The organism is Aerococcus sp. NPDC058936, assembly GCF_042741995.1.
GTDB lineage: Bacteria > Bacillota > Bacilli > Lactobacillales > Aerococcaceae > Aerococcus.
Genome location: NZ_JBHYKZ010000004.1, coordinates 142,606 through 155,527 on the forward strand (window position 1 = coordinate 142,606; position 12,922 = coordinate 155,527).

Genomic DNA, 12,922 nt, shown 5'->3' on the forward strand with positions numbered 1-12,922 from the left:
ATGCTATCAATCTTTTACCTATAAGAAGATAGAGGACTTCTCTTAGCCGAAACAAATAGATTGCAGTTTTAAAGTTAGCCTGTTAGAATTGGGGAATAGTTCAAAAATCGATGTGATTAGATAGTTTGTTAAAACTAATCAATAGACAAGTTAAATAAATTAAAGTAAATTTGATCGTTTTAAAAATATGAGTAAAGGAGTAGAGTATGGCACAAAAGATCGTTCAAACGAATAGCAGTAAAAAAATCACACCAGATGCCTGTAAGCATAAACACGTGTTTGAAGTTTTTTTATTTGTTAATCCGTTCGGTGACACCTGTCTAAACTGCGAAGAAGAAGTGTTGAAGTTTGTACAACAAACGGATAAAAAAGTTTATTTCCGTTTTATCACAACATCAGATATGCAGACCTTTAATAACTACATCAAGGCACTAGATAAACCTTTATCTTTAGCTGACCGTAACAGCTTGTATCTCGCACATCAAGAAGTCTGTAAGGGCTACAAGGCTGCTCTACTACAGGGGAAGAAAGTTGGCCGTGAATACTTGATGAAGATTCAAGATTACTTCGGTCGCCAAGGCAACCCTTACTCACATGAAAAAATGCTAGAAATCGCGCAATCTAAGCGTCTCGATACGGACATGTGGTTGCAGGATTTTCATTCAGACCTTACACAAGAAGGCATTGTTGCTGATGCTAAGTTGGCTCGCCAAATGCAAATTTCAGCTAACCCTACTGTTGTTGTATTTGATAATATCAATTACAAATATGGCTTCAAACTTGAAGAAAATATCACTCTTGAAAACTTAGAATACCTAACTGATCAAATGATGATACCTTCTGAGGAAGCTATGGATCAAGAAATGCATCAAAAGCCAATTTTAACTTGTATTAAAAAATAAAATATATCCAAAAGAGGTCGGAAAATTCCGACCTCTTTTTCGTCTCGTCATCTAGGGAGTGAATCTCCAAATAGCGATTTGAAAAGGACTGCAGTGAATGCTACAGCCCCTTCAATCTATTTCTATTTGTTTAATAAGCCTTTTAATTCAGCTAATCTTTGCTCGAATTGGGCAAAGGTTTCTTCGATATAAGTGGCATTGGTCATATCAATACCCGCTTTTTGCATAACATTAATTGGGAAATCGGATGAACCTGATTTCAAGTAATTTAAGTACTTGTCAACGGCACCATCTTCACCTTCTACTATACGTTTAGCCAATGTGTTGGCAGCAGAGAATCCTGTTGCATATTGGTAAACATAGTAGTTCATGTAGAAGTGAGGGATACGAGACCATTCTAAAGCGATTGTTTTATCCTCTCCGATTGACGGACCATAGTAGGCTTTGTTTAATTCGAAGTAGTTTTCGCTAAGGAAGTCTGCTGTTAAAGGTTGCCCGTTTGCATCAGATTCGTGCATGAATTTTTCAAATTCAGCAAACTGAGTTTGACGGAAGATTGTGCCTTTTACGCCATCAAGATAATGATTCAAGATATAGATTTGTGCATCTTTATCATCAATCGTATCCAATAAATATGAAGTTAATAAGTTTTCGTTTGTCGTAGAGGCAATTTCTGCTACGAAAATTGAGTAGTCACCATATACGTATGGTTGGTTACTTCTAGTGTAATAAGAGTGCATTGAGTGACCTAACTCATGAACTAGTGTATACAAGTCATTCAACGAATCTTGCCAGTTTAGCAAGATATATGGGTTGGTATCATAAGCCCCTGACGAGTATGCGCCTGAACGCTTACCTTCATTTTCGTAAACATCGATCCATTTCTCGTCAAAAGCTTTGGCCAAGTCTTTCAAGTATTGGTCACCTAAAGGCGCTAAAGCTTTAAAGGTAATCTCTTTAGCTTCTTCGTAAGTAAATTTCACCGGTGCATCACCTGTTAATGGTGTGTACATATCCCACATTTGTAAGTCATCAAGACCTAGCATGTCTTTTCTTAAGGCAACATATTCATGTAATAGATTTGTATTCTTTCTTACTGTATCTACTAATGTGTCATAAACACTTTCTGGAATATTGTTGTTGTCTAAAGCTTTTTGACGTGCTGAATCGTAGTGACGAATTTTAGCCGTATAATTATGTCCTTTAATATTACCAGACATCAATGAAGCGTTGGTATTTTTAACCCCTTCATAAGTTGCATAAAGTTGTTTAAAGGCATTTTCTCGAACAGAACGGTCTGCACTTTCTAGTAGGACACCGTATGAGCCGTGAGAAAGGGTAACATCATTGCCCTCTTCATCTTTGACTTTACCGAATTTTAAATCGGCATTGTTTAAAAGTGAGAAAGTTGTTGAAGAGCCAGCAAAAATTTCGCTAGCACCAGCAAGTAAAGCCTCTTCATTTGGTGATAACACATGCGCTTTCTTCGCAAATAACTCACGGAAGAAGTGACCATATTCAGAGTGGTTTTCCAATGTTTTTTGTACCTCTTCAGATACTGTTAATACTTCTGGCTCAAACCAAGAAATCTTTTCACTAACTTGAGCAAGTAAGGCTCCTGCTTGACTGTTGTAAGTTAGGTACTTGTTATTTCCTGTATCTTGGTCATGTTTTAAATGTGCGTAAACATATAGGGATTCCAATTCACGGCTCAACGCTAATAAGGCCTCTAATACGGTTACCACTTGGTCAGCACCTTGGTCTAAAGTGCCTTTATAGTCCTGAAAAGCATCCGCTTTAGCTGGGAATCCACTTAAGGCATCCTCAAAAGCTTGATCATCTGGGAAGATACTGGTTAAGTCCCATTGAAACGCACTGTCTACATCATTTCTAGGTTTTACTTCAAAAATTTTTGACATAATATACCTCCGTTTTTTAATAGTATTTTCATTTTAACACATGAAGGTTGGTTTCTACATTAATAAGCTAGCTATTTTCGTAGTTAGCATATAGCCACATCAGCCATGAAATAATGATTTCTTTGGTAAACAATGGATGGTCAATGACAAGTTGATTGTCGAATAATACATTGGCGAATTGAGCAAAATGCGTCCGCTCAAATTCAGGGTCATTCTTTTGATAAATGCCTACATAAGCTAGAATAATGGCCCAGTCAGCCACTTTTGAAAACATTGCGGTTGCCTGGTAGGTATATAAATCCGCTGGTGCTTCTTGTAAGTAAACTTGTCGTTGGTAAATGATTTCTAGAATTTTTTGTTGATTAACTGTTGGACTAACAAGAACTTTCTTAATAAACTTATCTAAATCTTTGGGGGATGGACTAATTATGGGATGGTCTTTGCCAAATAACAAACTGGTCAAAAAGTCGCCCTTTTCATAGGTGGAATGATCATTGAAGTAGTGAATATAGCGTTCAATGGACATTCGAATTTGCTTTTGCCCTTGTCCATATAGGTTGAGTGTCAATAAAACTACTTTACCTGAGGCCTCATGCCAAAAAGGCAGATAAAATCCAAACTCGTAAGCATACCGTAAAAAGGGACGGACGGCATGCAAAGTCTTAGAGGTGGGTCCTTTGTGGTTCTGATCAAAAATGCTTTGATAAATAGATTGGTAACCTAACAACCATAGAACACGGCAATCTACCGCCTGATAATCCGCTTGGCGTTTGAAGACATCTTCAGCAGAAATGGGGGCATACTGTAATTCGATAGCTAGGTTATTACTAACCTTGACTTGCTTGGGCACATAAATATCGGCCCGCCTCACTTGATTTTTAATTGCATGCTCCATATAACCTTCTAAATCAACCGCCTTTAAATGGCCGTGAATAATCGTCTTTTGGTCAAAATGGATATCAGATTCATTCACCTTATTGTGGTCTTTAATTGCTTTAGCATAGTGGGCAAAATGAGGCCTCGTATCTTTCCCCTTCTTTAAGTAAACAGCCCCCTTACATCGGCTGCAATAATAGCTTTCTGTTGTCGGTATTTTTCTACCGTGTTCGTCAATTAGATCTACTGCAAAGACAAATGATTCGTCTTCTTTCTGTGCAAATTTCATCCCTTAGCCCCCTATCACTTAATTATATACGCTCTAAGTATTCAAAAGCGTCAGACTATTTTTCAAAAAAATTTAATCAATTAAAAAACCAAGCAAGGTATGGTCCTTACTTGGCGAAATATGAGTGGTTATTTAACTTGCTTGTTCAGAGGCTAGTTTGTGGTTTAGTCGACTCTCCACGGCAATGAATAAGAGCGCTTAGTCAAAGATTTGGAAGTTCATACCTATGATAAAAGCTAATGAATTAGACCCGGTGAGGTCGTAAACATAGCCTACTAAGGTATTTGCCTAGGCAATTCCAATATTTGAAATAAAATTGATCATTGGAAAGTCTTTGGCAAAATATTGACGACCGCATATTTTATTGGGTAATAATGGCATGTCAACTGCCCCTAAAGAAAAGATGCCCCCGAATATAAAGGCCAGCAGACTACCGATAATGATAATGGCACGCCATGACACAATTGGCGTAACCTTGGTAGAAAGAGGACTGGGACACCAATCACATTATTAACAATCCCACACGTCAAAAATTAGTCCGCTATCATGATATATTAGCAAGTTTTACAAGAATTTATATACTTTATAAACTATTTGCCAAATAAACTGTTCCGGGCAATTTTCACAAAAAAACGTGGTGCTAGCCAACTTGGTTTGCTAACACCACACTATGAGAATTGTTTATTTGAATTGGTAAGTTTGATTAGTTTCGTCGGCTTATCTAAATCCGATTGCTTTTTCCATGGCAGCCAGTGTTTCATTGGCTACTTCATTGGCTTTCTTGGCACCATCCGCTAAGATGTCATCTAATTCAGATGAAGCCATCAATTTTGCATGACGTTCTTGCATTGGTTCAAGTACAGAAATCACGACATCCGCTAAGTCTTGTTTGAATTTACCGTAACCAGCACCTTGGTACTCAGCGACGATGTCATCAATTGGACGGTTGGCGAATGAAGAATAAATCGTTAGCAAGTTAGATACGCCGGCTTTGTTTTCTTTATCGTAAGAAATTTCACCAGAAGAATCTGTCATTGCAGATTTAATTTTCTTGGTAATTGTTTTTGGATCATCCAATAATGATACAAATGACTTTTTGTTTTCGTCTGATTTACTCATTTTCTTGGTTGGTTCTTGCAAGCTCATGATACGGCCACCTTCTTTAGGTGCGTAGAATTCAGGCATTGTTAGAATTGGGCTTTCTTTCTTGCCAGTATAACGGTTGTTGAAGCGTTCAACGAAGTTTCTTGTTAACTCAAGATGTTGCTTTTGGTCATCCCCAACAGGTACTAAATCTGTTTGGTATAAAATGATATCCGCTACCATTAATGGTGGATAAGTTAATAGACCTGCTGAAACTGATGTTTGTTTAGCTGATTTATCTTTGAATTGTGTCATACGCTCTAGTTCACCTAAGGCTGTATTACATTGAACAATCCAAGCAGCTTGTGCATGGGCCGGTACTTGGCTTTGAATAAAGATCGTTGCTTTTTCTGGGTCAATCCCTAGAGCAATATATAAGGCAGCTAGTGAACGAGTGTTTTTACGTAACTCCTCAGGATCTTGCGCCACTGTAATGGCATGTTGGTTAACTACACAGTAATAGGCTTCAAAGTCATTTTGTAATTCGATAAATTGCTTTATAGCACCAACATAATTACCGATTGTTGGTGTTCCACTTGGTTGTACACCAGAAAAAATACGTTTTGTCATCTAAATATCCCCTCACTTAAATTCTACTCTAGTATAGCATATTTTTACTGTCTTGTTAGTACCCGCCTTGTTCTAATAACTAGATGATACCGCTAAAATAACTTATCTTTGATACGTCAAAATTGGTTAAAAAACCCATAGAAAATTCACAAACTATGTGGTATACTATATATATGTTAGTTAAGAATTGTTTTTCATACAAAGGAGAGATACACATGGTAAAATTATACATATCACCAAGTTGTACTTCATGTCGCAAAGCTCGAGCATGGTTAGAAGAACATGAAATTCCTTACACCGAAAGAAACATCTTTTCAGAACCATTAACAGAAGATGAAATCAAAGCCATCCTACGCATGACAGAGGAAGGTACTGAAGAAATCATTTCAACTCGATCAAAAGCATTCCAAGAATTAAATGTTGATCTTGATGAAATTCCGTTGAACGATTTATTTGAATTAATCCAAAATAATCCTGGTTTGTTACGACGCCCTATTATTTTAGATGATAAACGTTTACAAGTTGGTTATAACGAAGATGAAATTCGTCGTTTCTTACCAAGAAGCGTTCGTAAACTTGAATTACAACAAGCGTTGGCCTCTTACGAAGAACAAGAAGCACACGCAAATTAAATTTTAAAACAAGATAATATGATGGAAAGAGTGCAAATTTCTGTACTCTTTTTATTTTCTCAAACTAAATTACTTTAACTTTCGCATCAATTAGTTTACACTACTTATTAATAGATTGGGGTGATTACGATGGAAATGGAGTATATTAACGAAAATACTATCCGCGTGTTTATAGATACTGATGATTTAATTGAGCGAGGCATCTCGTTTATGGATATCATGAGCAATCAAAACGAAGTTGAGCATTTTTTCATGAGTATCCTTGAAGAGGTCGATGTGTCACAGAAATTCCAACACACTGAAGCGATCACTTTCCAAGTAATGCCAAAAAGAAACGGTATCGATTTGTATATCAGTAAAGGTTTTGGCGATGACAATGAAGAAGATAGTGCTTTCCAACAATTAATGGAAACAATCGGCGAGCTTGAAGATGAAGATAAAGCAAAAGCAAACGAACGCCAAAACGTCTTAGATGACCACGCTACACAAGAGGCAGACAAGAAGAAAAAAGCAGCGAGTGCTGAAACAGACGAACCTCGTGTTCCTAGAGAAATTACTTTAGTCTTCCGGATTTTTGAAGATTTCCTAGCTTTCGCGCGTGACTTTAAGGATGAATTTGCACAAGTAGACTTATACGTTTATAACGAATCTTACTTTGCTTTGATTAAATTCGAAGCAAACGAATTAACGGATGATGAAATTGAAGATTTAATTTCATTCGCCGAAGAATACGCTGAATTATCCGCATTGAATGCTGGATTAATCCGTGAACGCGGAACTGAAATTGCCAGAGGCAACGCGAGTGTCCAAATTCGCCGCGCATTTGGCTAAGACAAACCATAGTATTCATAAACCAGTTAACCAAATCGGTTGGCTGGTTTTTTTTGTAGCAAAATTTACCTTTAATCAAAAAAAAGACAAGAATCCATTTGAATCCTCGCCCCTTCTTACTTATGTAATATTCTATTTTTATAATGAAGCTAGATCAGCTAATTCTTCGGCTGTCACGTTCCCAAAATAGCTTTTAATGTTAATACTGTTAAAAACATCGATTAAATTTTCACGGCTGTATTCTTGACCAATCAAGGCATTCTCAACGTCAGTAATTTCCCCTAAACCAAAGAAGTCGCCATAGATTTTACATGCTTTAATTTTACCTTTTGAAATATTAAATTGGAATTCGATTTGGCCAGCAGGCGTTCTTTCATCTCTGATGATTTCAAAGTCCGGATTCTCACCGTAGTTCCAATCATCGTTATTGGTATATTGTTGACGGAAATCTTCAATCCATGCCCAGTCATCGTCAGTTAAGACGTATTCTTGGATGTCTTCAAGATTTTCAACATCAAATATGTTATGCAATAAGGCTGCTCTAAAGTCGAATAGCGTCATGTTTTGAGATGCAGCATCCATGTGTGGCTTGATATTCGTTACCCGAGAACGGATTGATTTAACCCCTTTAGCCTTCAATTTAGCGGCTTTAGGTTTCAATACTTTCGTTGTTTCGTCAATATCGACATCAAACATCAAAGTGCCATGTGCTGTCATACGGCCATTCTTAGCATACATGGCATTGCCAGAGAACTTTTGATCACCGATTACAAGGTCATTACGGCCCCTAAGTTCAGCCCCTTCAACACCCATTTTGCCAAGAGATTCAATAATAGGCTCGGTAAATTTCTTAAAGTCCCTAAATGAGTTGCCGTCATCATTGGTGATGAAGCAGAAGCAGATGTTACCTAAGTCGTGGTAAACCGCCCCACCACCTGAAAAACGGCGGACAACGTGGACATTATGTTCTTTCACGTAAGGCTCATTAATTTCAACATGGGTATTTTGATTCTTACCAATAATAATCGAAGGTTCGTTGATATAAAAAAGCAAGATGGGTTCATCTAACTTCTTCTCGTTCAATAGAAAATATTCAATCGCCAAATTAACAGTTGGGTCAAAAATCTCTTCACCGTTACGTTCGTTCTTAACATAATACATAACTTACTACCTCTCTATTCCAGACTAAATTTTTGTAAAGCTATAGCTACTATTTTAGTCTAAAACTGGGATAAATCAAATTCGTAAGTGTAGCGCGGACTGCCTGATGGCATATAAAGTAAACCAGTGCGGACAAAACCGTTACGTTTCAAGGTTTTCTGCATTATGATATTGTCTGGATGGGTATCAATTCGTAATGAGGCAATGTTATTGACTATCCCCATTTTTTTTATGTCTAAAAACATTTGAGTGCTAACTTTACGACCACGTAAATGTTGGGAAACCATGACACGGTGAATCGCCAAATAAGGGCCCTCTACAGTCCATTTGCCTTCAGCAAGGGGTTCTTCGTATAGTTGATCGTAAGTATCTAAAACACAGAATCCTGCAATCCCTGCTGTATCCCGTTGCTCCCAGACAAAGCCCTGGTCATGCATAATTGCGCCTAATAGAATTTTGCTGGATATTGTACCGTTTTGCCATTGATCTACATTATTCAATGCAAGTAAAGCAATCGCATCTTCAAGCATCTTAGTTAATTGCGCCATATCACCCTCAACTGATTGGCGAAGTGCTAGTCCCATCTTAATATGACTCATTCATGTCTTCTCCTAAGTTCATTTTTTACTTTGAATAAATTCAACTTATTTTATCAGATTGAATCTTTAAATCATAGATAGAATATTACTAGAAAGAGATAATGAAATAAATTTAATTTTTGCGATAATTGCGATATAAAAAACCAGTTTCCAACAATAATTGGCTTTTTCCTGTACTTGCTTTGCCGCTGTAAAGCTATAATTGCAAATTATTCAGCTGGTGTGCTTTGAAAGACCACTTAATATAAAAACGTGGAAAACAGGTGAAAACCCATTTCCCACGTTTCAGTATTTCTAATCAAGAGCTTGTCACCAAATAAATTTTCTAGTCGGTTTGTTCTAACACGTTAGCAAATTCACCTGCAACATCATCATTATCTGACCATGCCGGTTTGTCAGCGCCTAATGTTACTTCATCCATTACGCCAGCCGTTTCTTCAGATTGATATGCTTCCACGATTTTTTGGAAGTCTTCATTTTCTGCATCTTCAGCCCTGATAACAATTGCATTTTTGTATTGCGCACCAACATCATCCAAGTTGTCAGTATCCACAAAGATCGCATCGTCAGAAGGATTTAATCCAGCATCCACTGCATAGTTGGTATTTGAAACCACCAAGTCAGCGTCCGCAAGAGATCGCGGAACCTGTGCTGCATCCACTTCAGTAATGTTTAAGTTTTTATCATTTGCAGTAATATCACTTACTGTTGGTGATATACCCGCAGCGTCATCTAATTCAATTAGACCTGCTAAGGCCAACAATTGTAAGGCACGCCCTCCGTTTGTCACATCATTTGGAATGACGACTGAAGCACCATCCGCTAAATCATCAATATTTTCAACAACATCTGAGTAGGCACCCATTGGTGAAATGAAAGTATAACCAATCGGTTGTAAATCAGCATCATTTGCATTTACATAGTCAGCTAAGAAAGCTAAATGTTGGAAGGCATTTAAATCAAGTGATCCATCTGCAAGCGCATTGTTTGGCGTAGTGTATTCAGAAAATTCTTCAATATTCAGTTGAATACCTTCATCTTCTAAACGACTTGCTACGTCATCCCAAACATCATGAGCTGCAGAGCCCACAACACCAATCGTATATTCAGAACTTTCTTCTGTATTGGCTACTTCATTTGAGGCTGCAGAATCTGATTCAGTAGCCCCACCATTACCACAAGCGGCTAAAGCGAATACTGAAGCCAATAAAGTAGCTGAAAACTTCACTTTCTTATTCATCCAATTTCCTCCTCCCAATATAAATTGAATTGGTTATTCAGCTGGTTGGCTTTGGTTTACAACTTCTTCAAAGTCAGCTGCGATGTCATCGTTGTCTGTCCAAGCTGGTTGGTCAGCACCTGATGTTACTTCATCAATTTTAGCTGCAGTTTCGTCAGATTGGTAAGCTTCCACAATTGTTTGGATGTCTTCGTTTTCCGCATCTTCAGATTTTACAACAACAGCATTTTTGTATTGTGCACCTAATGAACCCAAGTCATCAGTATCTAAGAAAATTGAATCTTCTTCAGGTACTAAACCTGCATCGACTGCGTAGTTTGTGTTAGCAACTACTAAATCAGCATCAGCAAGCGAACGAGGTACTTGAGCTGCGTCAACTTCAGTAATTTCAATGTCTTTAGGGTTAGCAGTGATGTCTTCAACACTTGGTGTAATACCAGCAGCATCGTCAACTTCAATTACGCCAGCTAATTCTAATAGTAATAAGGCACGGCCAGCGTTAGTCACGTCGTTAGGAATAACAACTGTACCACCATCAGCTAAATCATCGATGCTTTCTAATGATTCTGAGTAAGCACCCATTGGAGAGATATAAGTATAACCAACTGGTTGTAAGTCAGCATTGTTTGATGCCACAAATTCAGCTAAGTAAGCTAAATGTTGGAAGGCATTTAAATCTAATGAACCATCTACTAAAGCAGTGTTTGGTGTTACGTAGTCAGTAAAGGTTTCAACATTTAAGGTGATGCCTTCGTCTGCTACACGTTCAGCAACGTCTTCCCATACTAAACGTTCAGTATCACCAACGACACCAACAGTGTATTCAGCTTGTTCTTCAGTTGCAGACTCAGATGCATCTGATGCACTTTCATTACCAGTTGTACCACAAGCAGCTAAAGCAATAATTGAAGCAAAGATTGTTGCAGATAATTTAAATTTGTTATTCATCATAATTCTCCTCCAAAATTTGATTAGTGACAGATTTTTAGTGCTCTACTTTTTTCACCAAGCGATCAGCGATAGCTTGAGAGATAAAGACAATAATTAAGATAATGATTGTAGAAATAATCGTTACATCTGTTTGGAATCGGTTGTATCCACGTGTGATAGCCAAGTTACCAAGACCACCACCACCGATAGTTCCGGCCATAGCTGTTAGTCCAATCACATTGATGATTGACAGTGCAGATACACGGATAATACCTGGTAAGGCTTCTTTTAAGTAAACTCTAAAGACTATATCCCCAGTAGACAAACCCATTGCTTGTGCCGCTTCGATAACACCTGGGTTGACTTCAACCAAGGCATTTTGAATCTGACGGGCATAGAATGGCACAGTTGCTACGACTAAGGGCACGATTGCTGCAGTTGTACCAATTGAAGTACCCGCAATTAATCTTGTGATATTCACAAGTAAGGCAATCATAATAACGAATGGAATAGACCGGAAAATATTCACAAACTTGTCTAAGACACCGTAAACGGCTGCGTTGGCTTTTAACCCTTTAGGTTGTGTTAAGACTAACCAAACACCTAGTCCAAGACCGAGAGCAAATCCAAGTCCTGCAGTCCAAAGTGTCATATAGAGCGTCTCAATTGTTGCTTCTAGAAATTCATCAGGAATACTTGCTGCATTTGGTAAGATACTTTCGATAAAATTCATTATGCATCAACCTCCTCTTGAATATAGTGGTCGCCTTCAATTTTGTATTCTTCTAAAGTGATACCTTCGTAGGTAATAAATTCAATGGCTTCTTGTACTTTCGCATCCTCACCACTTAGGCTTAGTAGCAAAGTACCTACTGGAATATTTTGTAAAATTTCAATATTACCAAATAAGATGTTCGCTTTCACTTGGAATTGCTCTGTTAATTTAGAAATTAAAGGATCCCCAGTTGAAGCACCTGAGAAGGTCACGCGGATTACGCGGTCATCTGGGTGAATATTCAACAATTCTGGTTTGCTTAGAACTTCTTGAATCCCCTTTTCAATTGGTGACGCAGACTCTATAAAGTCTTTGGTCAATTTTTGTTGTGGGTTTCTGAAGATATTGAAAATTGTATCTTGTTCAACAACCACACCATGTTCCATTACGGCCACACGGTTACAAATTTCTTTGATAACGTGCATTTCATGGGTAATGATGACAATTGTTAAGTTTAAGCGTTCATTCAATTCTTTCAATAATTCTAGGATTGATGAAGTTGTTTTAGGGTCTAAGGCAGAAGTTGCCTCGTCACATAATAAGACATCTGGATCGTTAGCCAAAGCTCTCGCAATCGCTACCCGTTGTTTCTGTCCGCCAGATAGTTGGCTTGGGTAAGCATGTTTGCGGTCCGCTAATCCAACTAATTCCAACAACTCATGTACTTTCAGTTTCTTCTCTTCCTTAGACAATTTAGAATCCTTCAATGGGAAAAGGACATTGCCCTCAACCGTTCTCGCATTCATTAAATTAAAGTGTTGGAAGATCATCCCAATTTTCTTGCGAGAAGCACGTAATTCTGCTTCTGATAAGGCATTGATTTCTTTTTCATTTACAATTACTTGACCAGAAGTTACTGGTTGCAAGCGGTTGATGGTACGAACTAGTGTGGATTTCCCTGCACCAGAGTAACCAATCACGCCAAATATTTCGCCCTCATCGATTGAAATATTGACATCTTTTACTGCATCAACGGTACCATTCGGTGTATCAAATTTTACCGCGACGTCTTTTAAGTCGATAATCGACATCTGCTTCACCTCTACATTAACTTA

General features: G+C 37.9%; 12 protein-coding genes. 3 read left to right on the forward strand and 9 right to left on the reverse strand.

All coding sequences use genetic code 11. The features are described from left to right. Positions 1-206 precede the first annotated feature (206 nt). Positions 207-902 (forward strand): DsbA family protein, encoded by a 696-nt coding sequence (locus ACFW0C_RS04695; RefSeq protein ID WP_378105809.1) that lies wholly within the window; start codon positions 207-209, stop codon positions 900-902. Between the two features lie 122 nt (positions 903-1,024). Here ACFW0C_RS04695 and pepF read toward each other — a convergent pair whose 3' ends face one another. From pepF to trpS, 3 genes are all read right to left on the reverse strand, one after another. Then, a complete protein-coding gene (pepF, locus tag ACFW0C_RS04700; RefSeq protein WP_378105811.1) occupies positions 1,025-2,821 on the reverse strand; it encodes an oligoendopeptidase F in 1,797 nt (598 codons plus the stop codon). Between the two features lie 67 nt (positions 2,822-2,888). After that, the gene (locus ACFW0C_RS04705) at positions 2,889-3,986 is read right to left on the reverse strand and encodes a competence protein CoiA (RefSeq protein ID WP_378105813.1); all 1,098 of its coding nucleotides are present in this window, start codon (positions 3,984-3,986) and stop codon (positions 2,889-2,891) included. Positions 3,987-4,703: 717 nt separating this feature from the next. Then, positions 4,704-5,699: a tryptophan--tRNA ligase gene (gene trpS, locus ACFW0C_RS04710; protein ID WP_378105815.1), complete on the reverse strand. Its 996-nt coding sequence runs from the start codon at positions 5,697-5,699 to the stop codon at positions 4,704-4,706. A gap of 215 nt (positions 5,700-5,914) precedes the next feature. Between trpS and spxA the strand changes: the two genes are divergently transcribed. Both spxA and ACFW0C_RS04720 read left to right on the forward strand, forming a co-directional pair. Next, positions 5,915-6,331: a transcriptional regulator SpxA gene (spxA, locus tag ACFW0C_RS04715; protein WP_016897704.1), complete on the forward strand. Its 417-nt coding sequence runs from the start codon at positions 5,915-5,917 to the stop codon at positions 6,329-6,331. Positions 6,332-6,460: 129 nt separating this feature from the next. Next, positions 6,461-7,162 carry an adaptor protein MecA gene (locus ACFW0C_RS04720; RefSeq protein WP_378105817.1) on the forward strand — a complete coding sequence of 234 codons (702 nt, stop codon included), beginning with the start codon at positions 6,461-6,463 and terminating at the stop codon, positions 7,160-7,162. A gap of 138 nt (positions 7,163-7,300) precedes the next feature. On the opposite strand, the gene ACFW0C_RS04725 is transcribed toward ACFW0C_RS04720, so the two are convergent. The 6 genes from ACFW0C_RS04725 to ACFW0C_RS04750 all read right to left on the reverse strand — a co-directional run bounded on the left by ACFW0C_RS04725 (position 7,301) and on the right by ACFW0C_RS04750 (position 12,898). Further along, positions 7,301-8,323, reverse strand: a complete 1,023-nt coding sequence (locus ACFW0C_RS04725; RefSeq protein ID WP_378105819.1) for a lipoate--protein ligase — start codon at positions 8,321-8,323, stop codon at positions 7,301-7,303. 59 nt (positions 8,324-8,382) lie between these two features. Then, the gene (locus tag ACFW0C_RS04730) at positions 8,383-8,922 is read right to left on the reverse strand and encodes a GNAT family N-acetyltransferase (RefSeq protein ID WP_378105821.1); all 540 of its coding nucleotides are present in this window, start codon (positions 8,920-8,922) and stop codon (positions 8,383-8,385) included. A gap of 325 nt (positions 8,923-9,247) precedes the next feature. Next, complete coding sequence (locus tag ACFW0C_RS04735) at positions 9,248-10,162, reverse strand: MetQ/NlpA family ABC transporter substrate-binding protein (protein WP_378105824.1); 915 nt, start codon at positions 10,160-10,162, stop codon at positions 9,248-9,250. 33 nt (positions 10,163-10,195) lie between these two features. Continuing rightward, positions 10,196-11,113 (reverse strand): MetQ/NlpA family ABC transporter substrate-binding protein, encoded by a 918-nt coding sequence (locus ACFW0C_RS04740; RefSeq protein WP_378105826.1) that lies wholly within the window; start codon positions 11,111-11,113, stop codon positions 10,196-10,198. Between the two features lie 34 nt (positions 11,114-11,147). After that, positions 11,148-11,828, reverse strand: a complete 681-nt coding sequence (locus tag ACFW0C_RS04745; RefSeq protein ID WP_378105895.1) for a methionine ABC transporter permease — start codon at positions 11,826-11,828, stop codon at positions 11,148-11,150. Next, positions 11,825-12,898, reverse strand: coding sequence for a methionine ABC transporter ATP-binding protein (locus ACFW0C_RS04750; protein ID WP_378105829.1), 1,074 nt, complete (start codon positions 12,896-12,898; stop codon positions 11,825-11,827). The genes ACFW0C_RS04745 and ACFW0C_RS04750 overlap by 4 nt, the downstream gene beginning before the upstream one ends. Between the last annotated feature and the right edge of the window lie 24 nt (positions 12,899-12,922).

Coding starts and splice junctions, on each gene's coding strand:
- ACFW0C_RS04695 (WP_378105809.1), top strand. CDS start 207: ATGGCACAAAAGATCGTTCAAACGAATAGCAGTAAAAAAATCACACCA.
- pepF (WP_378105811.1), bottom strand. CDS start 2,821: ATGTCAAAAATTTTTGAAGTAAAACCTAGAAATGATGTAGACAGTGCG.
- ACFW0C_RS04705 (WP_378105813.1), bottom strand. CDS start 3,986: ATGAAATTTGCACAGAAAGAAGACGAATCATTTGTCTTTGCAGTAGAT.
- trpS (WP_378105815.1), bottom strand. CDS start 5,699: ATGACAAAACGTATTTTTTCTGGTGTACAACCAAGTGGAACACCAACA.
- spxA (WP_016897704.1), top strand. CDS start 5,915: ATGGTAAAATTATACATATCACCAAGTTGTACTTCATGTCGCAAAGCT.
- ACFW0C_RS04720 (WP_378105817.1), top strand. CDS start 6,461: ATGGAAATGGAGTATATTAACGAAAATACTATCCGCGTGTTTATAGAT.
- ACFW0C_RS04725 (WP_378105819.1), bottom strand. CDS start 8,323: ATGTATTATGTTAAGAACGAACGTAACGGTGAAGAGATTTTTGACCCA.
- ACFW0C_RS04730 (WP_378105821.1), bottom strand. CDS start 8,922: ATGAGTCATATTAAGATGGGACTAGCACTTCGCCAATCAGTTGAGGGT.
- ACFW0C_RS04735 (WP_378105824.1), bottom strand. CDS start 10,162: ATGAATAAGAAAGTGAAGTTTTCAGCTACTTTATTGGCTTCAGTATTC.
- ACFW0C_RS04740 (WP_378105826.1), bottom strand. CDS start 11,113: ATGATGAATAACAAATTTAAATTATCTGCAACAATCTTTGCTTCAATT.
- ACFW0C_RS04750 (WP_378105829.1), bottom strand. CDS start 12,898: ATGTCGATTATCGACTTAAAAGACGTCGCGGTAAAATTTGATACACCG.